The sequence below is a fragment of the Mycobacterium sp. NPDC003449 genome (assembly GCF_053588415.1).
On record NZ_JBSFPX010000121.1, the window covers coordinates 1 to 22,398 of the forward strand.

The following is a 22,398-nucleotide window of genomic DNA, read 5'->3' on the forward strand; positions in this document are numbered from 1 at the left end:
AACACGCCGACACCCGCAACCGGATGCCACCCCCCACACACAGGGGCACGGGCCTGTTGTCTCAAAGCCCAATAGTGTGCCTGATGATTTTCCTCGCCGGGTTTCCCCCCAGCGCGACGTTTGTTGTTGCACCAAACCGTGCCCACTACAGGCCACCGGTTCCTCACGGCTCGGGTGAGACCCAGTGTCTCAACCCTTTTCGTGGTGCTCCTTAGAAAGGAGGTGATCCAGCCGCACCTTCCGGTACGGCTACCTTGTTACGACTTCGTCCCAATCGCCGATCCCACCTTCGACGGCTCCCTCCACAAGGGTTAGGCCACCGGCTTCGGGTGTTACCGACTTTCATGACGTGACGGGCGGTGTGTACAAGGCCCGGGAACGTATTCACCGCAGCGTTGCTGATCTGCGATTACTAGCGACTCCGACTTCACGGGGTCGAGTTGCAGACCCCGATCCGAACTGAGACCGGCTTTGAAAGGATTCGCTCCACCTCACGGCATCGCAGCCCTTTGTACCGGCCATTGTAGCATGTGTGAAGCCCTGGACATAAGGGGCATGATGACTTGACGTCATCCCCACCTTCCTCCGAGTTGACCCCGGCAGTCTCCTGCGAGTCCCCACCATCACGTGCTGGCAACACAGGACAAGGGTTGCGCTCGTTGCGGGACTTAACCCAACATCTCACGACACGAGCTGACGACAGCCATGCACCACCTGCACACAGGCCACAAGGGAACCGACATCTCTGCCAGCGTCCTGTGCATGTCAAACCCAGGTAAGGTTCTTCGCGTTGCATCGAATTAATCCACATGCTCCGCCGCTTGTGCGGGCCCCCGTCAATTCCTTTGAGTTTTAGCCTTGCGGCCGTACTCCCCAGGCGGGGTACTTAATGCGTTAGCTACGGCACGGATCCCAAGGAAGGAAACCCACACCTAGTACCCACCGTTTACGGCGTGGACTACCAGGGTATCTAATCCTGTTCGCTCCCCACGCTTTCGCTCCTCAGCGTCAGTTACTGCCCAGAGACCCGCCTTCGCCACCGGTGTTCCTCCTGATATCTGCGCATTCCACCGCTACACCAGGAATTCCAGTCTCCCCTGCAGTACTCCAGTCTGCCCGTATCGCCCGCACGCCCACAGTTAAGCTGTGAGTTTTCACGAACAACGCGACAAACCACCTACGAGCTCTTTACGCCCAGTAATTCCGGACAACGCTCGGACCCTACGTATTACCGCGGCTGCTGGCACGTAGTTGGCCGGTCCTTCTTCTGCACATACCGTCACTCACGCTTCGTCTGTGCTGAAAGAGGTTTACAACCCGAAGGCCGTCATCCCTCACGCGGCGTCGCTGCATCAGGCTTGCGCCCATTGTGCAATATTCCCCACTGCTGCCTCCCGTAGGAGTCTGGGCCGTATCTCAGTCCCAGTGTGGCCGGTCACCCTCTCAGGCCGGCTACCCGTCGTCGCCTTGGTAGGCCATCACCCCACCAACAAGCTGATAGGCCGCGGGCCCATCCCACACCGCAAAAGCTTTCCACCACACCCCATGCGAGACGTGGTCCTATCCGGTATTAGACCCAGTTTCCCAGGCTTATCCCAAAGTGCAGGGCAGATCACCCACGTGTTACTCACCCGTTCGCCACTCGAGCACCCCCGAAAGGGCCTTTCCGTTCGACTTGCATGTGTTAAGCACGCCGCCAGCGTTCGTCCTGAGCCAGGATCAAACTCTCCAAACAAAACCTGTAAAAGGCCATATCAGAAAAATCCGATCACAAAAACAAGACACCAAAAACTGGCATCAAAAAACATCCACCCCTAAACGGGAAAAAGAGGTGAACAAAAAACAACAAACAAAAACCACCAAACACACTATTGAGTTCTCAAACAACACGCCCGAGCTGACCGCGCAAAAGTCCCGCGGCTAAAAGCCGCTGACCTTGGTGCGGACAGTGAGAAGACCCACCGTAATGGGTGTCTCTCTCGGATTTCGTCTTCGCTCTCCGGCTGGGCCGTGTCGCTCTGACCTGGAATAAGTTACGTGAGGGCCAACTGCGAGTCAAATCGCCAGGTGGCTGCCGCGTTTGCACTGGTCAACAAGCCTGCCGCGGCGGGCCTACCGACCCGCCCTGACGACGCCCGCGATGTTGCGCTTGCCACGTCGCAACACGAGCCAACGCTCATGCAGAAAATCCGACGCCTGTGGTATCCACTCGTCACTTTCGATCCGCACGTTGTTGACGTAAACGCCACCTTCGGCCACCGTCCGGCGCGCGGCGCCCTTACTCGCCACCAGGCCGGTGGCGACCAGTAGATCGGTGATGGTGTCGGCACCGCCGGGCGCCAATTCGGCGACCCCGCCGTCACCGGCCTCCCGTAATGCCGCGGCCAGCGTGGATTCGTCGAGGTCGGCCAGCTCGCCCCGCCCGAACAGCGCCTGGCTGGCGAATTCGACGGCATTCGTCGTGTCCGCACCGTGCACCAGCGTGGTGAGCTCGCGCGCCAGCCTGCGTTGCGCGGCCCGTTCGTGGGCCCGGTTCTTGGTCGCGTCCTGGAGTTCGGCCAACTCGTCGTCCGCCAGAAAGGTGAACCACCGCAGGTAGCCCACCACGTCGGCATCGGCGGTGTTCACGAAGTACTGGTACCAGGCGTACGGGCTCGTCATCTCGGGATCCAGCCACACGTTCCCGCCGCCGGTCGACTTGCCGAACTTCTTGCCTTCGGAGTCGGTGACCAGCGGAGTCGTCATCGCATGAACGGTGGCACCGGTCTTCTGTCGCACCAAACGCGCGCCGGCCACGATGTTGCCCCACTGGTCGGAGCCGCCGATCTGCAGGGCGCAGCCGTGCCGTCGGTGCAGCTCGACGAAGTCGTTGGCCTGCAGCAGCATGTAGCTGAACTCGGTGTAGGAGATGCCGTCGCCCTCGAGGCGACGCCGCACCGTCTCGCGGTCGAGCATGACGTTCACCGAGAAGTGTTTGCCGATATCGCGCAGGAACTCGATCGCCGACAATCCGGCCGTCCAGTTCAGGTTGTTCTCCACGATCGCCCCGGTCGGCGAATCGTCGAATTCGACGAACCGCTCGAGCTGACCGCGGATCCGCGAGGCCCAGTCGGCCACGGTGTCGGCGGTGTTCATGGTCCGTTCGCCGGTATCGCGCGGGTCGCCGATCATGCCGGTGGCCCCGCCGGCCAGCACGATCGGCCGATGCCCGGCCTGCTGAAACCGTCGCAGGGTGAGCAGTGGGACCAGGTGCCCGGCGTGCAGGCTCGGCGCGGTCGGGTCGAATCCCGAGTAGACCGTCATCGGGCCGGTGGCGAGGTCGCTCGCCAGCGCATCCCGATCGGTGGACTGTGCGATCAGCCCCCGCCGGTCCAGCTCGTCAAGGATGGCGCTGCTCATGACCGTGCCCATGGTGACGATCATGCCGCATCGCCGGAATCAGTCGCTGCCGCCGGGCGTCGGCGCCCGCGGACTGCGCCGATACGCCGAGACCTCGGGCCGCCCCTCCAGCCAGAACCGCCAGCGCCGGTCGGCCGCCTTGCTCACCCCGACCCGCGGACCGTCCACCGCATCGACCTCGACGCCGAACGACAACCGGACCGGGCTGTCCGCGGCGAACAGGTCGATTCCGTTGTCGCCCATGGCGATCCCGAGCGCCGAGCACAGATTGCCCGGACCGCGGGCCAACGCGGCAGGCGCGACGGCCGGCCCGCGCCTGCGCCCGGCCTCCTCCGCACCATCCACGATGACCGCCGCGCGCAGCAGCACCGCACCCGCCACACCGTCATAGCCGCACACCACATTCGCGCATACGTGAATGCCGTGGCTCCGGTAGGTGTAGAGCCGGCCGGGCGGGCCGAACATCACCAGGTTGCGGCCCCCTGGGCCGCGGAACGAATGCGATGCGGCGTCGGGCCACGGCCCGTCGGGCGGACCGCCGTAGGCCTCGACCTCGACGACGGTCGCGGTCACGCCACGTCCGGCGAGCCGCGCCCCCACCAGCCGACGTGCCACGACGAACGGTTCCCCCATCAGCAGTTGCGCGCCCACCGGGGGATTCTCGCCCATTGACACCTGGCCACGATCGGCGGACTATTCATCACATGATGACTTCATCAAGCGGTGAATTTCGACGAGACGATGCGCAACCCGCCGTCGGCATCGACGGCTTGCAGGTCATCCGCGGTGGCCGGCCCGCCGTACGCGATGTCACGGTCCAGATCGCGCGCGGCACCATCACCGGCCTGCTCGGTCCGTCCGGCTGCGGCAAGACCACGCTGATGCGCTGCATCGTGGGGACCCAGATCGTCGCGGCCGGGTCGGTGACCGTGCTGGGCCACCCCGCGGGGTCGGCGCCGCTGCGCCACCGGGTCGGCTACGTGACCCAGAACCCGACCATCTACAACGACCTGCGCGTCGTCGACAACGTGCGGTACTTCGCCTCGCTGTATGGGACTTCGGCCGCGGCGGCCGACGGGGCGATCCGCTCGGTCGGCCTCGACGACCACCGCACCGCCTACTGCGGCAATCTGTCCGGTGGACAGCGCACCCGGGCCTCGCTGGCCTGCGCACTGGTGGCCGACCCCGAACTGCTCGTCCTCGACGAACCCACCGTCGGACTCGACCCGGTGCTCCGGGTCGACCTGTGGGAGCAGTTCGGCCGGCTCGCCGAACGCGGAACCACCCTGCTGGTGTCGAGCCACGTCATGGACGAGGCCGACCACTGCGGTGACCTGCTGCTGATGCGCGAGGGACGGATCCTCGCCCACACCACACCGGCCCGGCTACGAAAGGACACGTCATGCACGTCCCTGGAGGAAGCGTTTCTGACCGTCATCCGGCACAACACCGCGGCCTGAAACCACGCCGCCGGACCAGCCCGCAGGCCTACCTGGCCACCACCGGCCGGATCCTGCGTCAGCTCGCGGCCGATCACCGCAGCATGGCGATGATCCTGCTGGTTCCGACCCTGATCATCACCCTGATGTACTTCATGTTCGACGACGCCCCGCACCGCCCCGGCGGGCCCAGCCCGTTCAACACCGCGTGCCTGATCATGCTGGGCGTCTTCCCGCTCATCGTGATGTTCCTCATCACCTCGATCACCATGCAGCGCGAACGGGTTTCGGGAACCCTCGAACGCATCCTGACCACCCCGCTGGGCAGGTTCGAACTGCTGGCGACGTACGGGACGGCGTTTTCGATCGCGGCCGCCGCGCAGGCCACACTGGCCTGTGTGGTGGCGTTCTGGTTCCTCGGATTCGACACCGCGGGCAGCCCGATCCTGGTGTTCCTCATCGCCATCATCAACGCGGTGCTGGGGGTCGGGCTCGGGCTGCTGTGTAGTGCGTTCGCCCGCACCGAATTCCAGGCGGTTCAGTTCATGCCCGTGGTCATCGCCCCGCAGCTGCTGTTGTGCGGCATCATCGTTCCGCGCGAGGCGCTGCCGGAATGGTTGCAGTGGATCAGCAACGTCCTGCCGGCCAGCTATGCTCTGGAGGCGCTGCAGGAGGTCGGCGCGCATCCCGAGCCGACGGCGATCGCCGTACGCGACATCGCGGTGGTGATCGGATTCGCCGTGCTGGCACTGTGCCTGGCGGCGGCCACATTACGACGAAGGACCCCGTAGGAAAACGTGACTGCCAATATCGAGCGCAAGCGCCCCGGACGGCCTCCCGGCACCTCGGACGCCCGCGAACGCATCCTGGACAGTGCGCGGGAACTGTTCGCCCGCAACGGGATCGACAAGACCTCCATCCGGTCCATCGCGGCGGGCGCCGGTGTGGACCCGGCCCTTGTGCACCACTACTTCGGTACCAAGACCCAGCTTTTCGCCGCGGCCATACACATTCCGATCGACCCGATGGCCGTGATCGGGCCGATGCGGGAGGTGCCGATCGACCAGATGGGATACACCCTGCCGTCAATTCTGTTGCCGCTGTGGGATTCCGAACTCGGCAGGGGCTTTCTGGCCACCCTGCGATCGCTCCTGGCCGGCGCCGATGCCACTCTTGTGCGGTCGTTCCTGCAGGACATCATCGTCACCGAGGTCGGCTCGCGCGTCGACAACCCGCCCGGCAGCGGCCGGATCCGGATCCAGTTCGTGGCCTCACAACTGGTCGGCGTCGTGATGGCGCGCTACATCCTCGAACTCGACCCGTTCAAGTCGCTGCCCGTGGATCAGATCGCCGACACCATCGCGCCGAACCTGCAGCGCTACCTGACCGGCGATCTACCGGGACTCGGCCCGCTCGATTAACCGCTGGTGCTCGGCGTCGTCGTCGATGGCCACGGCCTCGTCGACCAGCAGCACCGGGATGCCGTCCTCGATGCGGTAGGCCCGCCGCAACCGGGGGTTGTACAGGTACTCCTGATCCACCAGCAGCAGCGGCCCGCGATCCTGCGGACAGACCAGGATACTCAGCAGCTTGTCGTCGACCACGAGGCGACGTTAGCCCAGCGGCTGCTGGATGCCGCCACTCGGGCCGATGAACACACCGGTGTTGTCCGGATTGGTCGGATCCGCCCCCAGCCCGGGCGGCAGCTGGTTGATCCCCGCGGTGATACCGCCCGGTGTCTGCGGCCCGGCGGCCTGCGCGGCCTGCTTGCGCTGGTAGGCGACCGTGCTCTTGAGCGCGTCGACCAGCGGAGTCTGGTTGGGCCGCTTGTCGAGCGCCGTGATGATCTCCTCACGGTTCGCGTTCGACGGCTTGATGCCCTGCTGGCGCAGCACCATCACCTCGTGGATCAACTGTGAGATCTGGCCGCCACCGGCACCGGTGTCATAGCCGCTGGCCACCATGGCGATCGCCTGGTCGGTCGAGATCTCCGGCTTGACCGGCGCCGGGGGCTCCTTGGTCGACGGTTCGGCGAACGCGGTCGGCGCGCCCGCACCGATCAGCAGCCCGGCCGCGAGTGCCCCGCCGGCCACGGTGCCCGTGACGGCACGACGCCAGCCGGAACGGTTCCTGATCGTGTGCGATGTCATCAATCCTCCAAGTCGGTCCGCCGCCAGCCGGAGCCTAACAGTGCCGCAGTCCCGCGGCACGCGGTCGAGCGATGCGGCCCGCCTACCGTGGCGCGGGATCGAGCTGCGCGCCACGCGGATCGTCCTGTCCGGTCAGCTCGGCACGCATCGCCACGGTGAGCCGCTTGTACGTATTCGTATCGGGGTCGAGATACCAGGAGTTACGCCGCGACGCCCGCGGGATCCCCGCCGCGCGCAACGGTTCGATGAGCGGCCGGTACGACGCGCCCAGTTCCATATCCCCCACCACGTGCACCAGGTCGGGCCCGTTGCCGACCGGGAGATCGGCCAGGGCCAGCGAAAGGTCGGCGGAGGGGATGCTGCCGCCCGGGCGCAGCGCGAGTGCCGTCACCGCGAGCCGTCGTCCACCCCTCTCCACCTCGTAGGTGACCGACATGTCGACCGCATCGAGCCGCCCGACCGCATCGTTGACCGTGGTGGCGTACACCGCGCCCCGGTCGGTCCGGATGACCGCACTGCGGTTGTCGACCAGCCAGAAGTCGCCGTCCTCATCACGCCGGAACAGGAACTCGGTGGACACCCAGGTGTCGGCGGGGGCGAACACACCACGTTTGACCACCGCGGTCGGGTCGACCGGACCGCGCGGACGCGCCAGCAGCACGCCCACCTCGTCGGCCTCGGCCCTGCGGACGAAGCCGTGCTCGTCCTCCAGGATCAGGTCGTCGTCGGGGTCGTAGGCGGCGAGTTCGACGTGGCCGCCGCCGGGCAGCGGGCGGCCCTTGCTGCCGATCTTGGCCCCGGCCACATTGGCCAGCACGGCCTGGCCGTCGGTGGTCGCGAAGAATTCGACGACCTGGGCCGGTTCGAAGACGTCGACGACGCGCTTCCACAGCCCGGCGGGCATACCGGATCCGATGAACAGCCGCACCGGATGGTTACCCGTCAGGGAGAACGACGGATCGTCGATGACCTCACGCAGCATCGCCCAGGTGTAGGACACCACGGTGACGCCGTACTGCCGGATCTCCTGCAGGAACCGGTCCGGCTGCAGACCGCGCGACAGGGCGATCCGGGACCCACCCACCACGGCCCCGCCGAGACTCACCAGCAGGCCGGACTGATGGTGCAACGGCGTGAGGCAGTAGACGGTGTCCCCCCGGCCGAGGTTGGCCGCCGATGCGGTGCCGAACGCCGACAGCGCCCACCGGTAGTTGGTGATCTGCCTTGGGACGAGTTCGCCACCGGTCGAGGTGAACGCCACGAACGCCAGATCGCGGGCCAGGCCCGGGTTGGGGCGGTACCAGCCGGGAAGTTCGACCACGTCGGGATCGATCTGTTCCATGTCGATGACGTCGGCGTGCTCGGGGAAATCCAGGTTTCGGTTCTCCCCCAGCCCATGTGGCGGCCCGCCGCTCGCTCCATGTGGCGGCCCGCCGCTCGCTCCATGTGGCGGCCCGCCGCCGAGCACCAGGACGCGGATGTCCAGCGCCCCCGCCGCCTCCAGGTGTCCGGGGTCGGCGATGATCTCCGACACTCCCCCGATCCGGACCACCTCGCCCAGATCGGCGTCGGGCGGCACCAGGACGGCCACCGCGCCCAGACGCGACAGCGCCGCGATCGCCACCAGCGCGCTGGGCCTGGTCTCCATCAGGACACCGACCCGCGCCCCCTGGCGCACGCCGACGTCGATGAGCCCGCGCACCACGTTGTTGACCCGCCGGTCCACCGCCTCATAGGTGTGGACGCGGCCGTCGAACAGCAGTGCCTCCCCGTTGGGCGCGGTGCGCGCCTGCTCAGACATGATCCGGCCCAACGAGATCCGGGTGTGGTCGTTGACCTGGCCCAGCCGGGCCAGCCTTGGCAGCGTCCTGGCCGTCTCGATCACCAGGGTGCGGGCCGACTTGTTGGCCGTCACCAAGGCGTCCGCGGCCGAGCGGGCCACGCCGAACGCCATCTCGGTCGCCGCGGTGGCGCCGTGTGTCACGCGTGTCGCGAACGAGACACCCCCCTCCGGATGGTCGGCGGGCTGGGCCGCCATCGGCGCGACGCCCTCGGGCATCTCGTCGCCGCTGTCGAGCCATTTCACCCACTGGGCCACCGTCGGCCAGGTCTGGCCGGACGCCTTGGAACCCACGACCAGGCCGAAATGCCCTGCACTGATCGAATATTCGTAGACATCGGCCTGCGGTGCGGCCCGCTTGATGCCGCGCACCGCGGCGGGCTGGCCGATATCGTCGACCTCGCCGACCACCGCGAGCACCGGGCAGTCGATATCGGACAGGGTGACCAGATCACCGCGGATCGAGAAGCCGCCGGTCATCATCCGGTTGTGCGAGATGAACTGCTTGAGCAGTTCGGAGATCGCCGGACCGGACCAGGCGATCCAGCCATCCGAGGCCAGGAACCGCCGCTGCTGTTCGCGGGGCAGCAGCGCCTCGCGATCGTGGAGCTGACGCAGGAAGTCGAGCCGGGACTGGGCGGTCTTGATCGGGTCGAGCATCTGGAACCCGGTGCGGGCCAGCCAGCCCGGGATGTCGATGCGGCTGAACACGTGGTCGGCCATGAAATCCGCGGCGCCAACGGCGACCCCGGCGGGCAGGTTCATCGGCAGGGCGGCCAGCGTGTCCACCGGCGACCCGAACGCGACGATGCTGGCCAGATCCTTGGACCGGCGGTAGGCCGCGGTCTGATAGGCGAACATGCCGCCCTGCGAGTAGCCCGCCAGGTGCACGTCGCGCCCGGTGACCTTCTTGACGGCGTCGATGGCCTCACTCAGGGCGACGATGTGGTCGGCGAGATTGCGCTGCATGCCGCCCTCGACCTTGTCCGGCTCGCCGAAGTCGATCACCCACGGGTCGATACCCGCAGCGTGCAGAATGCCGACCGCGCCGTCCTCGCGGGTCACATCCCACATATCGGCCGACATCATCATCGGATGCACCATCAGCACGGGCGGGCCGGGATGCTGCGCACCGGGCCGGGCATCGGGAGGGAAATAGCGGCGCAGCCGGTACATCGGCACGCTCTGAATGATCTGGAAGGGCGACGGGACGGCGCCGGTCTCCAGACCGCCGTAGCGCAGCACCTCCAAACCGTTCTGAGCGGTCGCCAGCAACCGCTCGACCGGCTTGGTCACTGCCGAGAATCCCACCAACGCCCGCTCCCCACCTCACGACTCCCAATCCCCCGATTGACGTCGTCATGATGGCACACGGGCGGTCCGCGCCCCCGGGTATTGGCCGCCGGGCGCTCAGACCGCGACCGCGGCGAATCCCAGCACCATCGACCGGCGGCCGAAAACCAGCCTGCCGCCCCGCCACAGTGCCATTCCGAGATGGCCGTGCGGGGCGCCGGGGTCGAATCGCCGCAGCGACGCGGTGAGCGGCCTGCCCACCTCGATGGTGGGGTCCGGCAAACCCAGCACCCCCGCAGGGTTGACCGAGACCAGGTCGATGGCCGCCGAGAGCGGCGCCACCGCACCCGCGGCCAGCGTCGGCGGCGCCGCCAGCAGCGACGACGGCAGATAGTCCGAGCACAGCACCTGGCAGACACCGCGGGGGACGGCGTCGGCGGCCAGCACGTTCCCGCTCGAGGTGGACCGCCCCCGGATCGCGTTGGGCGCCCCCAGCACCACCCGCATACCGAGTGCGGTGGCCCGCTCGGCGGCCTCGAGGGTGAGCGGGAACTCGGCGACCCTGGCGCCCGATTCGAAGGCCTCCTCGACGTGCTCCGGGGTGCGGTCATCGTGACTGGCGAGCGCGATGCCATGCCGGAGTGCAAGTGCCGCAACCTCTTCGCGTCGCGCGGCGACCTCGGCCAACCGGCCGGGGTCGACGGTGAAGACCTGATCGACCTCGGCCTCGGTCACGCCCCAGTCCGCGGCGTAGAAGGCCCGGGTCTCGGCCGGGGTGGCGAACCGGCTGCGCCGCGCCGAGGTTTCGATCATCGAGATCAGCGCCACCCGGGTCGAGGCGGCCAGCACCGCGGCCAGGGCCTGCAACGCCCCGTCGTCGGTGAGTTCGACCCTGGCGTGGATCCGCCAGTCGCAGGCCAGATCCGGCGCGAGGTCCTCGATGACCGCGGCCAATACCGCGGCATCGGCGATGGCGATGCCCTTGCGCGGCGAATCCTCACACCGGGCCGCGACGCACACCGTGCCGACCCCGGCCGCCGCGCACTCGGCATCCAGCACGCCGATCACCGCCTCGTGATCGAGGGACACCGTCGCCCTCGGCCTGCGCCGCTGCACCAGGTTGTCCAGGTGCAGGTCGACCCCGGCGGGCATCAGGTAGAGCCCGGACCGGCCCGCAGCCCCCGCGCTGGTTGCGGCGATCTCGGCGACACATCCGTCGTCGTCGAGCACCACCACCGCGTTGTCGACGACCGGTCGGCCCGCACCCGGAACCACCGTCACACCCTCGATCACTGCCTGTGCCATTCGATCCGTCCTCTCCGTAGTTCCCCTGTGACCGTGGCGACCGGAGCCAGCATGCTGTCGGGCGCCCCGGTCGCGAACACCGCCGCGCCGGCCCGGGCGGCCCGCGCCACCCAATCCACCACCGCGCGCGGGTCGGCCGCCGCCTCCGGCTCGTCGAGCAGGACGAAGGGCCGCCCCGCCAGCAGCGCCGCCGCGAGCGCCACGGTGCGCCGGTCGGGTTGGCGCAGCCGTCCGACCGGCACCGGTGCCAGATGGCCGGCCCGCAGGCGGGTCAGCGCGTCGAGCGCGCCCGCCTCGTCGCTGCGCGCGGCCCTGGCCACCACCGCCGCGGCCGCCAGCCGGGGCGCCGCGGCGACCGGCCCGTTGAACGAGGCGATGTGCCTGCCGCGCAGCCAGGCCACCGTGCGGGGGTCGGCACCGACCAGGTCGACGGCGCCGACGCCGGCGCGCCGGTACACCACGCTGCCGGAGTCCGGCCGGTACACCCCGGACAGGCACCGGACCAGTGTCGATCTCCCGCTGTGGGGGGCACCGGTGACCAGCGTCAACGTCCCGGCGGGCACGCTCACCCGCACCGGATCCAGCAGCCCGGCGCCTCGGCCGAAACGCTTCACCAGCCCGCTCACGACGATTCCGGTTGCGCCGCCCGCCGTTTCACTTCTCATATCAGCCTCGACGAGACGAGCAACTGGGTGTAGGGGTGCCGGGGATCCTCCAGAACCTGTTCGGCGACACCGTGTTCGACGATCCGGCCGTGATGCAGAACCACGATGCGCGAGGCCAGGATCCGCACGGCCGCCAGGTCGTGGGAGACCACCACCATGGCCGAGGACAGGTTCTCGGTCACCCGCCCGACCACGTCGAGCAGATCGGCTTGGACGGACGGGTCCAGGCCCGTGGTCGGCTCGTCCAGCAGCAGCACCCGGGGCGGCTCGATGAGCGCACGCGCCAGTTGAACGCGTTGCTGCATGCCGCCCGAGAAGGTCATGAGCGGGTCGGTATGACGTTCGGAGCGCAGCCCGAGTTCGTCCAGAATTCCGGCGACGCGCAGGTGGATGTCGGCGAATTGTCTTGCCCCCGAGCCCAGTAACCGCTGCGCCACATTCGACTCCGCCGCCAGCCGCGGGTACAGGCCCGCCGCCAGCGCGTTCTGGTGGACCATCAGCACCGCCGAGGGCTCGATGGGCTTGCCGCCGACCAGGACCGCTCCGGCCTCGGCGACCAGGTCGAGCTGCAGACAGCGCAGCAGCGTGGTCTTACCCGACCCCGACTCACCGACCACTCCGAGGACCTCATTGGGCCCGACGTCCAACGACACGTCGCACACCGCCACCACCGAACCGCACGCCGAACAGCGATTCGTCCCCGCGGCCTCACCGGTGCGGGCGATGCACTCGTCACACCCCTGGCCGAACCGGTGCGTCAGACCGCGCACCGAGAGCACCGGCTCGGGCGGTTCGAGCGCGGATTCGCCGGCCCAGTCGGCGATCGCGTCGGCCGTCATCGCGCCCGACCGCTCGCCCGGACGCGACAGCCGTCGACGTCGCTGCACTGCCACACCAGTCCGGCCCGGTCCGCACCGGTCGGCACCCGATACGAGGAGGTGCTCGCGCACCGGTGACACGGTCCACCGGCCCGCTCGGGGTCGAGCGGGCAGTCGTCGAACACCAGCGGCCGCACCGAGGTGTGCGGCGGCAGCGCCGTCAACCGGGCCCGCCTGCCCGCGCCGAGCAGGATCGGATGGGGACGCCGGTCGAGCCGCAGCACATCGTGACGCGGGATCGGACTCGGGCTCATCAGCCGCGAACCCTCCACCAGCACAGGGTGATCGGCTCCGGTCAGCGGGCCACCCAGCCGGGCCTGGGCGTCGTACAGGTCGAGCCAGGCCGGGGTGTAGTCACCGGTGGCGTGGTGTGTCCTGGCCAGCACATCGTCGGCCACCACCCGGCGCAGGGGTTCGGGGTGCGGCACCTGAAGCACCAGCACCTGGTCCTGGCGCAGCGCCACCTCGGGAATCCGGTGCCGGCTCTGGATGATGGTCGCCGCGGACGTCTCGGTGGTGGCCGTGCACGCCGCCGAGTCGGCGACCAGGCTGCGCATCGCGACCGCGTTGACCGAGTGGTCATCACCCTGGTCGATCACCTTGACCACATCGTCCGGGCCGACCAGCGACAGCGTCACCTGCAGGCCGCCGCTCCCCCAGCCGCGGGCCACCGGCATCTCCCTCGACGCGAACGGCACCTGCCAGCCCGGGATCGCCAGGGCCTTCAGGATCGCCCGGCGCACATTGCGTTTGGTGTCCTCGTCGAGGTAGGCGTACGCCTGGGCCCGGCCGTGCGCCGCGGCCAGCCCCGCCACGGTCGGCGGCCGGTTCATGACGCCCCCTTGGCGGCCGCCTGCGCGAGATAGGCGGTGAACCCCGCGTAGTGCGGCAGCCGGAGGTGTTCGACGAATCCGGTGGTGGCCGACCCGTCGGTGGCCGCGAGCACGGTCGGCCCGTCGAGCACGATCCGCTCCCGCAGCTCCCCGTCGGCCTGCATCGCGGCATCCAGCAGCGCCAGCGAGATAGCCCTGCGTTCAACGGTTCCCATCGTCGCACCCCATCCCATCGCCAAGCCCGGCCGGCCCGCGACGTCGGCGTCCAGGACCACTTCGACCTCGGTGACCGGAACCTCGGCGACCACGCAACGGGCGCCGGTGCGCGGATGGGGCATCCGGATGGCGGCCATCCCCACGGTGAGCTCGACCAGGACCGCCTCCTGCCTGCGGCCGAGGATGATCGCGGCCAGCGCGACCAGCGCACCGGTCTCGCCGCGGGCCAGCATGGACAGCAACGCGGCCCGGGTGAACGGCGCCACCAACACGGTGGCCGCCGGATCGGGGCTGTCTCCGTCCTCGGGCGGGGACACGGTCGTGACCCCGGCGATCAGGTCGCGCACCCGGGGTGTCGCGCCGCGGGCCGGAGGCTCGCCGGGCGGTGCGGGCACCGCAGGCTCACCGGCCTGCGGCACCCCGGGAGACTCGGCGGGTGCGGTCCAATCCAGCTGTCTGGGCAGCAGATCGGGTGCGAAGCCCAGCCACTGCCCGCCGGGGACCTGTGGGTAGGCCGACGACACCCGCCGCACGAGTGCGATATCGGCCGCATCGACCATGCCCCCGTCGACGTGGGGTTGGGTGGCGGCCCACACCCTCAGCATCGACACGGCGTGTGCGGTGTCACCGCGCGACTGGTTGAGCGCGCGCAGCGCGGCCGCCGGCTCCCACAGGCCCGCCTCGGCGCAGACCTGGTCGGCGAGCGCGGCGAGGTTGACCGCCGCCCCGCCCGCCGGCACCGAGGTGTCCGAGGCGATGGCACGTGCGGCCTGCAAGGCCGGATTCTCCTGCATGCTGGCGTACATCAGGCCGCCACCGCCTTCAGCGACACACTGCGCGGCAGTGCGATGACGCAGTCGCCGTCGACGATGAACACGTCGACGCCGCACGGCGGCGCCGAGTTCGCGGCGGTCAGCGCGTGCACCGCCAGCGCGTCCAATCCGATGTGGGCCGTTGCGGACCCCGCGATGCCGGGTCCGCTCAGCGTCACCGGTGCCACCGCACCCGCCGCAGCGACCACCACGGTCGCCCCGCTTTCCGGGGTCAGCGGGCTGCCCCGCCCGGCTCGCGTTATCGCATCGGCCGCCGCGCCGTGCACCAGCACCCAGTCGGCGGCACCGACCTCGCCGCGCGCGGCGCCTGTGGTGGCCGCGAGCATGGCGCCGATCTCGCCGGCCGCCGGGCCGCCGGACACCCCCAGTGCCAGCCCACGGTCCAGCACCGCCAGCAAAACCGCTGCGGCCCCGTCGAGTTCGTCGACCGGGGTCAATGCCGGGCGAGCCGGCAGCTCGACCGGTACGCCGGGCGCACACATCGCCCGCATACAGGCCAGAAACACCGTGCGGCTGTCATGCACGGGGTCCCACCTCATGACTCGTCCAGTGTCGTCGTGGCGACCAGCCTCGCGCGTTCTCGCGCCGTGGCGGTCCGGTCCTGTTCGGTGGCCACACACAACCGGTCGACCTGGGCGGCCAACGGCCCGCCGCGATGGGCTTCGGCGTCGCAGACCGCGGCGGCGACCGCCCCGGTCGGGTCGTAGCCGGCCCGGATTCCGTCACCGCGGGTCCCGGCGAGTTCCACCGTGCACCGGGTGAGCGCCAGGTGGCCGAGAACCACTGTGGTGCCGGGAGATCCGGGCACCGAGACCCGCACCGGGGTGCTGACCGATTCCGGCCCCGCCGTCACGCTGACCTCCGGGCCCGCGGCCAGGACGTCATCGGCGAGGCGCTCGAGCGCCACCGCCTCGGCACCGGCCAGTGCCTCGTACCGCTGCTCGGCGATCACCGCAGGTCCACCGTGAACTGCACCCGGTCCGCGCGGAACCGGTGCGCGACCACCGCGACCGGAGCGCCGCTCTGATCGGCGTTGAGGCCACGCATCTCCAGCAGCGCCGCCCCCACCCGCACCTGCAGCTGCTCGGCCTCCAGCGGCTCGGCCAGGGCGGCCGCGAACGTCCGGTACACCCGCTGCATCCGGACCCCGTGACGCTCCAGCAGGAAATCGAACAGCGAGGTGTCGCCGGCCCACTGCGCCACCAGGTCGGGAAAACGCCCGGTGTGGATCGATGTCACCGAGACCGAATACGGTTCGTCGTCCACCAGCCGCAGGGTCCGGCACACCAGCACGCCGCCGGTGGTCCCGAGCTCGGCCTGCAGCTCCGGATCTTCGGTGATGTCGGCCGAGAGCAACCGGATCGCGACCCGGTGTCCCAGTTCGCGCATGCTGCGGGTGAAACTCGCGTCGCGGCCCGCCGAAATGTCGTACCGGACCCGGGGCGCGGCAACGAAAGACCCCTTGCCGTGCACGGTTTCGATCAGTCCGCGTTGGCTGAGCTCCTCGAGTGCCCGGCGCACCGTGAGGCGGTTCACGTCGAACTCCCGCGACAGTTCGGCCTCGCTGGGCAGCCGGTCGCCCGGGCGCGCATGTTCGCCCATCCGTGCTTCCAGCAGATCGCTGAGTTGGCGGTAGATCGGCCTGCCGGCGTACCTGTTGATCATCTCCAGATCGTGACTCATCGGCCCCACCCCTCCCCGGGATCCCCGCCGAGGACGCGCCGACGGATGGCCGCCGACGCCCGCTCGAAGACCACGACGACGACGAGGATAGCCAGGATGATCGTCAGCGCTTCGTCATACCGCAGCAGGGTCATCGAGGTGGCCAGCTCGATTCCGATGCCGCCGGCCCCGACCAGGCCAAGGACCACCGACGAGCGGGCCGAGGACTCCAGCGCGAACATCGACGTGGTGACGAACGACGGCATGCAGGCCGGCAGCACGCCGCCGGCGAGCACCCCGGTGTGCGATGCGCCGAGCGCGCGCAGGCCTTCGATCCGGCCGGGTTCGATGTCCTCGATGGTCTCGGCGAAGAATCGCCCGCAGAATCCCATCACGTCGACCGTGATCGCCAGCACCCCCGCCTCCGGGCCGAGGCCGACCGCGATCACGAAGATCAACCCCCACACCAGGTCCGGGATGGTCCGGCTGACCGTGATGACGCCGCGGCTGAGCGCGTACAGCGACCAGTGCGGGGTGGTGTTGCGTGCGGCGAGCACCCCGAGCGGCAGGCTCAGCACCACCCCGATGATCGTTCCCAGCAACGCCATCTCCACCGTCACCAGCAGGGCCTTGAGGATCGGCCCGATCCGGTGCGCATCCGGCGGCACCGCATCCCTGGCGAAGTCGCCGAGCCGGAACATCCCGGTCAGCAGGGAGTCCGGGCGCACCGTGGCGCCCTGGGTCCAGCCGTGGACCAGCAGTCCTCCGACCACCAGCACGATCACCAGCGTCAGCAGGCTGGGCCTGCGCAGCCGGGGCGGCTCCGGCGCCGCATCCGCGCGGCGGGTCTGCACCGGGGTCACGACACCTCCTCGGCGAACACCGGATTGAGCTGTGCGGCATCGCAATCGGCGGCCGGACGGTCGACGTCGACCACCCCGTTGCGCAACCCGACCACGCGGTCGGCATAGCGCAGCGCCAGCTCGATCTGATGCAACGCCATGATCACGGTGACGCCGCGTTCGGCGGCGATCGCGCACAGCAGCTCCATCACGGCCTGCGCGGAGGCCGGATCGAGGCTGGCCACCGGTTCGTCGGCCAGGATCACGGCGGGCCGTTGCATCAGCATGCGGGCGATCGCCACGCGTTGCTGCTGCCCGCCGGACAGATTGTCGACGCGCCGATCGGTGAAGGCGCTCAACCCGACCCGGTCCAGTGCCCGCATCACGTCGGCGCGGACGTCACCCGGGCTGGCCGGCGGCCATGCGCACCGCAGTCCGTGCCGGCCCATCGCGCCGTGCACCACATTGTGAAACGCGCTCAACCGCGGGATCAGATGAAAACGCTGGAACACGAACCCGACATCGCGCCGGACCGCCCGCAGCTTTCCCCGGGACAGCCCGGTGACCTCGGTGCCACCGATGACGATCGTGCCCTCGGCCGGCTCGATCAGGCGCACCAGAGCGCGCAACAGGGTTGATTTGCCCGCCCCGTTGGTGCCGATCAGCGCGACCTTCTCACCCGGCGCGACATGCAGATTCACCCCGCGCAGGGTGTCGGTCCCGGTGCGCCGATAGCGCACCCGCAGGTCGGTCACCTCGATGGCCGAGGTTCGTCCCGCACCGGCCCGGACCGTGCGCGAGTTGGACAGTGCGGTGCCCGAGGCCATCTCAGTTGCCCAGGAATTCGGAGAAGTCGTCGACGCCGACGGCCCGGTACATCGACCTCACCTCGTCGTAGTCGGTATCGGTGACCGAGACGAGTTTGGCGTTCTGGTATTTGGCGTTGTCCTTGCCCTCGAGCATGGCCGGCAGCAGCACGTCGAAGTGGTCCTGGAAGGTGTCGCGGATGGTGGTCACCGTCTGGTCGTCGAGCCCCGCGCGGGCCATCAGCAGATCCGGCGGCAGGGTCGGCCCTTCGGCGAGCATCCGGTACCCCGCGGGATCGTCGTCGGCCATGAACTGCTGGTAATCGTGGTAACCGATGCCGACCGCGGCGACGTCGCCGCGTTTGAGTGATGCGTGCACGGCGTCGCCGACGGTGAGCACTTCGAGATCGGTGCTCGGATTGATGCCCGCGTCGACGAGCATCTGCGCCGGCCCGAGGTGACCGCTGGTGGACCCGACATCGGACATGGCGACCTTCTTGCCGCGCAGCCCGTCGAGGTCGGTGATGCCGCTGTCGGCCCTGGTGTAGATGCACGAGTGGTAGCCGTCGCGTTCGATCGCCACGATCGGCTCGGCGCCGGTGCGCTCGTGGATGACGACGTATTCGGCGGGCCCGGTGAACACCACGTCGACGCGGTCGGCCTGCAGCGCCGCGGCCGCCGCCGTGCGATCGTTGACCGCGAAGAATTCCAGATCGAGGCCGGACTGCTTCTCGAACTCGCTCTCGAAGGCACCGAACTCGCGTTGCAGTTCTTCCAGGCCCTGCAGGTCGGTGACGGCCATGCGGACGGTGCCGGGCTGCGCCGTATCCGTCGACGGACCGCTGCAGCCGACCGTGAGCGTCGCGGCGGACAACACCGCGACCGCACCCGTGAGCATCGTGCGTACGGACATGGGGTTCCCATCTCTTGATCGGCTTCGGTATCTACATGTCTAGATAACTAGTTCTAACTGCCGGTTAACTCGGAACGACGTCCGATGCAAGCTCTCGTGGCCGGCACAAATATCATCGGCTGGCGATGGCACACCTACTCGGGGGCGAAGCCCTTCACCTGCAGTACCCGACCGGGGTGGTGTTCGACTCCGTCACCGTCGGCGTGAGCGAGGGCGACCGGATCGGCATCGTCGGCCGCAACGGCGACGGAAAGTCCACACTGGTGGGTCTGCTGACCGGACGCATCACCCCACACTCCGGCCGGGTCACCCGCCGGGGCGGGCTGCGGGTCGGCGCCCTGGACCAGGCCGACACCCTGCAGCCCGACCGCACCGTGGGCTGGTCGCTGGTCGGCGACCGCCCCGAGCACGAGTGGGCGGGCGACGCCCGCATCCGCGACGTCATCGGCGGGCTGGTGTCCGACATCGGGTTCGATTCCAGGATCGCCACGCTCTCCGGCGGCCAGCGTCGCCGGGTGCAGCTGGCCGCGCTGTTGATCGGCGACTGGGATGTGGTCGCCCTCGACGAGCCGACCAACCACCTCGACATCGAGGGGATCACCTGGCTGGCCGGACATCTCCGGGGCCGCTGGGGCCGCGGGGCCGGCGGGCTCCTGCTGATCACCCACGACCGCTGGTTTCTCGACGAGGTCGCCACCACCACCTGGGAGGTGCACCCCGGCGCCGCCGGTACCCACGGCAGCATCGTCGAACCCTTCGAGGGTGGTTACGCCGCCTACGTGTTGCAGCGGGTCGAGCGGGACCGTCAGGCCGCGGCCTCGGAAGCCAAGCGGCAGAACCTGATGCGCAAGGAACTGGCCTGGCTGCGCCGCGGGCCGCCGGCCCGCTCCTCGAAGCCGAAATTCCGGATCGACGCGGCCAACGCGCTGATCTCAGATGTGCCGCCGCTGCGCAACACCGTCGAGTTGTCCCGGGTGGCGATGTCCCGCCTCGGCAAGGACGTCGTCGACCTGCTGGACGTGTCGGTCGCCTACGGTGACCGGGAGGTCCTGCGCGATATCGAATGGCGGATCGGGCCGGGTGAACGCACCGGCATCGTCGGGGCCAACGGCGCGGGCAAATCCACTCTGCTGGGCCTGATCTCGGGGTCGGTGACGCCGACGGCCGGGCGGGTGAAACGGGGCAAGACCGTGCGCCTGTCGATCCTGGATCAGCAGTCCAGTGAGCTCGATGCGGTGGCGGGCGATATGGTCCGTGAGGTCGTCGGCCGCCTGCAGACCGGCTATCAGATCGACGGCAAGGAGTTCACCCCGGCGCAGCTGCTGGAGCGGTTGGGCTTCGCCCGCGACCAGCTCTCCACCCGGGTCGGTCAGCTTTCCGGCGGGCAACGGCGCCGCCTGCAGCTGCTTCTGGTGCTGCTGTCGGAGCCCAACGTACTGATCCTCGACGAGCCCACCAACGACGTCGACACCGATATGCTCACCGCCACCGAGGATCTGCTCGACTCCTGGCCGGGCACCCTGATCGTGGTGTCACACGACCGGTACCTGCTGGAGCGGGTCACCGACCAGCAGTACGCGATCCTCGACGGCCGGCTGCGGCACCTGCCCGGCGGCGTCGACGAGTACCTGCGGCTGGCGTCACAACGGCCTTCAAGCAGCCCCACACCCCGTCAGGAACCCACTCCCGCCCAAAGCAAGTCGGGCGCAGAGCTGCGCAGCATCGAGAAGGAGATCTCCTCGATCGACCGGTCACTGGCCAAATTCGCCGACCGGATCGCCGGCAAGCACGACCAGCTCGCCGCCCACGACCAGTCCGATCACATCGGCCTCGGCCGGCTCACCGGTGAGCTACGCGAACTGGAAAGCCAAGTGGCCGAGCTCGAGTCACGCTGGCTGGAGCTGTCCGAACACCTGGAGTGAGGCTCACGCAGCGTCGAATGTGACGAGGTCGATGCTCAACCCGCCTTCGATCACGCTCACCGATCTGCGCGGTGGCCCCGGCAGCGGTGGTGCGGTCGATCGGTAGACGGCGTTGGTCGGTGTGGTGAAGTCGGCGGTGTGGGTGCCGTCGATCTCGCTGGTGCGGACCGACCAGCCCGGTGCTTCTTTGGCGTAATTGCATGCTTCGCACTCGCCGAGCCCGTTGCGCGCACTCGTCGGGCCGCCCCGGCGCTTCGGGACGGCGTGGTCGTGGTGGCGAATCGGCGCATCGCAGTACGGGGTTCGACAGGTCTGGTCCCGCAGGTCGAGCACCCTCGCCAAACCCTTCGGGAAGATCCGCGACCGCGACTCCATCGCGACCAGCTGACCGCTTCGCGGATGGCGGTACAACCGCCGCAGCGTCGCCTTCGTCGCCTTGTCCCGCACCGCATCGCCGGTCAGGGTGCGGGCGAACCCCGCCGGGACCGGACCGTAACCGGCCAGCCACGCCGGGGCGTCATCGTCACCGGCCAGGGTGGTGTCGGCCATCACCAGGTTCAGCGACACCGGCACGGGTTGTTCGGCCGGCCGGCCGGTGACCCGTTGCACCAACGTGTCGGCCATGACCTGGGCGCGTGACCGGCCGTCGAATATCGTGTCGGCGGCACGCTTCAGCGCCGCATACACCGCCACACCCTGCGCGACCGGCAACAGGACGGTCACATACGTCATGGTGTCGGGTGCCGGCCGGATCATCACGCAGCGGTCCTCGGCGGCTTTCGCCGCACGCGCCACGACGGCCGCCGCATCCAGCCTGGCCGCGATCTTCTTGGCCTCGGCCTTCACCCTGGCGTTGCCCCAACCCTCCAGGCGGGCGAGATCGGCGCACAGCTCGGCATCCAGGTAGCGCCGATCCTCGACACTCAAACACGCCGACTCCCCCACGATCAGCGTGGCCCGCCATTCCGACAACGCCCCGCACTCCAAAGCGGCCAGGGTATGCGGCATCTCGTGAACCAGGGCGGTGGCCATTCCCAGGTGGGTTCCGCCGCACACCGGAGCAACGTGGCGAGCCAACGCCACCTCACCGGCCAATCCCCGACCACGCTGGCGCGCGGGCACTCCGCTGGCGATCTCGGCCGCACGGCGTTTCTGCGCCCACAACGCCGTCGCGCGGGCCTGCGCCGCCGCGGCGGCCGACTTCATCCGCTCGAACGTCTCGACCTGGGCGCGCAGCTCTTCCTCACTGGCCCCGGGATCGATATCAAACAACTGTTCGAACATAGCGGGAATGCTACCCGCACCTGCCGACATTGATTGTGTCCAACCGGTTCGGGTGAGGATGGTCTTGCTCGTTCGCCGCTGGTGATGACCCACCTTCCGACTGACGACCTGCTGGTTT

General features: G+C 69.0%; 21 protein-coding genes and 1 rRNA gene. 4 read left to right on the plus strand and 18 right to left on the minus strand.

Annotation, left to right across the window (positions count from 1 at the left end):
- Positions 1–215: 215 nt before the first annotated feature.
- The 3 genes from ACWDTP_RS25390 to ACWDTP_RS25400 form a co-directional block, all read right to left on the minus strand.
- Positions 216–1,735 (minus strand): 16S ribosomal RNA (locus tag ACWDTP_RS25390).
- 377 nt (positions 1,736–2,112) lie between these two features.
- Positions 2,113–3,399, minus strand: a complete 1,287-nt coding sequence (gene tyrS, locus ACWDTP_RS25395; RefSeq protein ID WP_450024951.1) for a tyrosine--tRNA ligase — start codon at positions 3,397–3,399, stop codon at positions 2,113–2,115.
- A gap of 39 nt (positions 3,400–3,438) precedes the next feature.
- Positions 3,439–4,032 carry a DNA-3-methyladenine glycosylase gene (locus ACWDTP_RS25400; RefSeq protein WP_450024953.1) on the minus strand — a complete coding sequence of 198 codons (594 nt, stop codon included), beginning with the start codon at positions 4,030–4,032 and terminating at the stop codon, positions 3,439–3,441.
- A 71-nt stretch (positions 4,033–4,103) separates the two neighbouring features.
- On the opposite strand from ACWDTP_RS25400, the gene ACWDTP_RS25405 reads away from it, so the two are divergent.
- From ACWDTP_RS25405 to ACWDTP_RS25415, 3 genes are read left to right on the plus strand one after another with little or no spacing between them, the layout of a single operon-like run.
- Positions 4,104–4,859 (plus strand): ABC transporter ATP-binding protein, encoded by a 756-nt coding sequence (locus ACWDTP_RS25405; RefSeq protein ID WP_450024913.1) that lies wholly within the window; start codon positions 4,104–4,106, stop codon positions 4,857–4,859.
- Positions 4,802–5,629, plus strand: a complete 828-nt coding sequence (locus ACWDTP_RS25410) for an ABC transporter permease (RefSeq protein ID WP_450024915.1) — start codon at positions 4,802–4,804, stop codon at positions 5,627–5,629. Before ACWDTP_RS25405 ends, ACWDTP_RS25410 begins: the two co-directional genes overlap by 58 nt.
- Before the next feature lie 6 nt (positions 5,630–5,635).
- Positions 5,636–6,259, plus strand: coding sequence for a TetR/AcrR family transcriptional regulator (locus ACWDTP_RS25415; protein ID WP_450024917.1), 624 nt, complete (start codon positions 5,636–5,638; stop codon positions 6,257–6,259).
- On the opposite strand, the gene ACWDTP_RS25420 is transcribed toward ACWDTP_RS25415, so the two are convergent.
- The 14 genes from ACWDTP_RS25420 to ACWDTP_RS25485 form a co-directional block, all read right to left on the minus strand.
- Positions 6,233–6,442, minus strand: coding sequence for a Trm112 family protein (locus tag ACWDTP_RS25420; protein ID WP_450024919.1), 210 nt, complete (start codon positions 6,440–6,442; stop codon positions 6,233–6,235). The genes ACWDTP_RS25415 and ACWDTP_RS25420 overlap by 27 nt on opposite strands.
- Positions 6,443–6,451: 9 nt before the next feature.
- The gene (locus tag ACWDTP_RS25425; protein ID WP_450024921.1) at positions 6,452–6,988 is read right to left on the minus strand and encodes a hypothetical protein; all 537 of its coding nucleotides are present in this window, start codon (positions 6,986–6,988) and stop codon (positions 6,452–6,454) included.
- Positions 6,989–7,070: 82 nt separating this feature from the next.
- Positions 7,071–10,142: an acyl-CoA synthetase gene (locus tag ACWDTP_RS25430; protein WP_450024923.1), complete on the minus strand. Its 3,072-nt coding sequence runs from the start codon at positions 10,140–10,142 to the stop codon at positions 7,071–7,073.
- A 96-nt stretch (positions 10,143–10,238) separates the two neighbouring features.
- Positions 10,239–11,426 carry an alpha-D-ribose 1-methylphosphonate 5-triphosphate diphosphatase gene (locus ACWDTP_RS25435; RefSeq protein WP_450024925.1) on the minus strand — a complete coding sequence of 396 codons (1,188 nt, stop codon included), beginning with the start codon at positions 11,424–11,426 and terminating at the stop codon, positions 10,239–10,241.
- Complete coding sequence (locus tag ACWDTP_RS25440) at positions 11,411–12,091, minus strand: ATP-binding cassette domain-containing protein (protein WP_450024927.1); 681 nt, start codon at positions 12,089–12,091, stop codon at positions 11,411–11,413. Before ACWDTP_RS25440 ends, ACWDTP_RS25435 begins: the two co-directional genes overlap by 16 nt.
- Positions 12,088–12,930: an ATP-binding cassette domain-containing protein gene (locus ACWDTP_RS25445; protein WP_450024929.1), complete on the minus strand. Its 843-nt coding sequence runs from the start codon at positions 12,928–12,930 to the stop codon at positions 12,088–12,090. Before ACWDTP_RS25445 ends, ACWDTP_RS25440 begins: the two co-directional genes overlap by 4 nt.
- Positions 12,927–13,802: an alpha-D-ribose 1-methylphosphonate 5-phosphate C-P-lyase PhnJ gene (locus ACWDTP_RS25450; protein WP_450024931.1), complete on the minus strand. Its 876-nt coding sequence runs from the start codon at positions 13,800–13,802 to the stop codon at positions 12,927–12,929. The genes ACWDTP_RS25445 and ACWDTP_RS25450 overlap by 4 nt, the downstream gene beginning before the upstream one ends.
- Positions 13,799–14,824, minus strand: coding sequence for a carbon-phosphorus lyase complex subunit PhnI (locus ACWDTP_RS25455; RefSeq protein WP_450024933.1), 1,026 nt, complete (start codon positions 14,822–14,824; stop codon positions 13,799–13,801). The genes ACWDTP_RS25450 and ACWDTP_RS25455 overlap by 4 nt, the downstream gene beginning before the upstream one ends.
- Complete coding sequence (phnH, locus tag ACWDTP_RS25460; protein WP_450024935.1) at positions 14,824–15,375, minus strand: phosphonate C-P lyase system protein PhnH; 552 nt, start codon at positions 15,373–15,375, stop codon at positions 14,824–14,826. The genes ACWDTP_RS25455 and phnH overlap by 1 nt, the downstream gene beginning before the upstream one ends.
- A gap of 11 nt (positions 15,376–15,386) precedes the next feature.
- A complete protein-coding gene (locus tag ACWDTP_RS25465; RefSeq protein WP_450024937.1) occupies positions 15,387–15,803 on the minus strand; it encodes a phosphonate C-P lyase system protein PhnG in 417 nt (138 codons plus the stop codon).
- Positions 15,800–16,534: a GntR family transcriptional regulator gene (locus ACWDTP_RS25470; protein ID WP_450024939.1), complete on the minus strand. Its 735-nt coding sequence runs from the start codon at positions 16,532–16,534 to the stop codon at positions 15,800–15,802. Before ACWDTP_RS25470 ends, ACWDTP_RS25465 begins: the two co-directional genes overlap by 4 nt.
- Positions 16,531–17,376 (minus strand): phosphonate ABC transporter, permease protein PhnE, encoded by an 846-nt coding sequence (phnE, locus tag ACWDTP_RS25475; protein WP_450024941.1) that lies wholly within the window; start codon positions 17,374–17,376, stop codon positions 16,531–16,533. Before phnE ends, ACWDTP_RS25470 begins: the two co-directional genes overlap by 4 nt.
- A complete protein-coding gene (locus tag ACWDTP_RS25480) occupies positions 17,373–18,182 on the minus strand; it encodes a phosphonate ABC transporter ATP-binding protein (RefSeq protein WP_450024943.1) in 810 nt (269 codons plus the stop codon). The genes phnE and ACWDTP_RS25480 overlap by 4 nt, the downstream gene beginning before the upstream one ends.
- A 1-nt stretch (position 18,183) precedes the next feature.
- On the minus strand, positions 18,184–19,074 hold the full coding sequence (locus ACWDTP_RS25485; RefSeq protein ID WP_450024945.1) for a phosphate/phosphite/phosphonate ABC transporter substrate-binding protein: 891 nt from the start codon (positions 19,072–19,074) through the stop codon (positions 18,184–18,186).
- Positions 19,075–19,199: 125 nt separating this feature from the next.
- On the opposite strand from ACWDTP_RS25485, the gene ACWDTP_RS25490 reads away from it, so the two are divergent.
- Positions 19,200–20,996: an ABC-F family ATP-binding cassette domain-containing protein gene (locus ACWDTP_RS25490; protein ID WP_450024947.1), complete on the plus strand. Its 1,797-nt coding sequence runs from the start codon at positions 19,200–19,202 to the stop codon at positions 20,994–20,996.
- A 3-nt stretch (positions 20,997–20,999) separates the two neighbouring features.
- Here the strand turns inward: ACWDTP_RS25490 and ACWDTP_RS25495 are convergent, their stop codons facing one another.
- Positions 21,000–22,280, minus strand: a complete 1,281-nt coding sequence (locus tag ACWDTP_RS25495) for a DUF222 domain-containing protein (RefSeq protein WP_450024949.1) — start codon at positions 22,278–22,280, stop codon at positions 21,000–21,002.
- Between the last annotated feature and the right edge of the window lie 118 nt (positions 22,281–22,398).

Coding starts and splice junctions, on each gene's coding strand:
- ACWDTP_RS25400 (WP_450024953.1), bottom strand. CDS start 4,032: ATGGGGGAACCGTTCGTCGTGGCACGTCGGCTGGTGGGGGCGCGGCTC.
- ACWDTP_RS25440 (WP_450024927.1), bottom strand. CDS start 12,091: ATGAGAAGTGAAACGGCGGGCGGCGCAACCGGAATCGTCGTGAGCGGG.
- ACWDTP_RS25480 (WP_450024943.1), bottom strand. CDS start 18,182: ATGGCCTCGGGCACCGCACTGTCCAACTCGCGCACGGTCCGGGCCGGT.
- ACWDTP_RS25450 (WP_450024931.1), bottom strand. CDS start 13,802: ATGAACCGGCCGCCGACCGTGGCGGGGCTGGCCGCGGCGCACGGCCGG.
- ACWDTP_RS25405 (WP_450024913.1), top strand. CDS start 4,104: ATGATGACTTCATCAAGCGGTGAATTTCGACGAGACGATGCGCAACCC.
- ACWDTP_RS25495 (WP_450024949.1), bottom strand. CDS start 22,280: ATGTTCGAACAGTTGTTTGATATCGATCCCGGGGCCAGTGAGGAAGAG.
- ACWDTP_RS25445 (WP_450024929.1), bottom strand. CDS start 12,930: ATGACGGCCGACGCGATCGCCGACTGGGCCGGCGAATCCGCGCTCGAA.
- ACWDTP_RS25470 (WP_450024939.1), bottom strand. CDS start 16,534: ATGAGTCACGATCTGGAGATGATCAACAGGTACGCCGGCAGGCCGATC.
- ACWDTP_RS25455 (WP_450024933.1), bottom strand. CDS start 14,824: ATGTACGCCAGCATGCAGGAGAATCCGGCCTTGCAGGCCGCACGTGCC.
- ACWDTP_RS25435 (WP_450024925.1), bottom strand. CDS start 11,426: ATGGCACAGGCAGTGATCGAGGGTGTGACGGTGGTTCCGGGTGCGGGC.
- tyrS (WP_450024951.1), bottom strand. CDS start 3,399: ATGAGCAGCGCCATCCTTGACGAGCTGGACCGGCGGGGGCTGATCGCA.
- ACWDTP_RS25410 (WP_450024915.1), top strand. CDS start 4,802: ATGCACGTCCCTGGAGGAAGCGTTTCTGACCGTCATCCGGCACAACAC.
- ACWDTP_RS25490 (WP_450024947.1), top strand. CDS start 19,200: ATGGCACACCTACTCGGGGGCGAAGCCCTTCACCTGCAGTACCCGACC.
- ACWDTP_RS25485 (WP_450024945.1), bottom strand. CDS start 19,074: ATGTCCGTACGCACGATGCTCACGGGTGCGGTCGCGGTGTTGTCCGCC.
- ACWDTP_RS25425 (WP_450024921.1), bottom strand. CDS start 6,988: ATGACATCGCACACGATCAGGAACCGTTCCGGCTGGCGTCGTGCCGTC.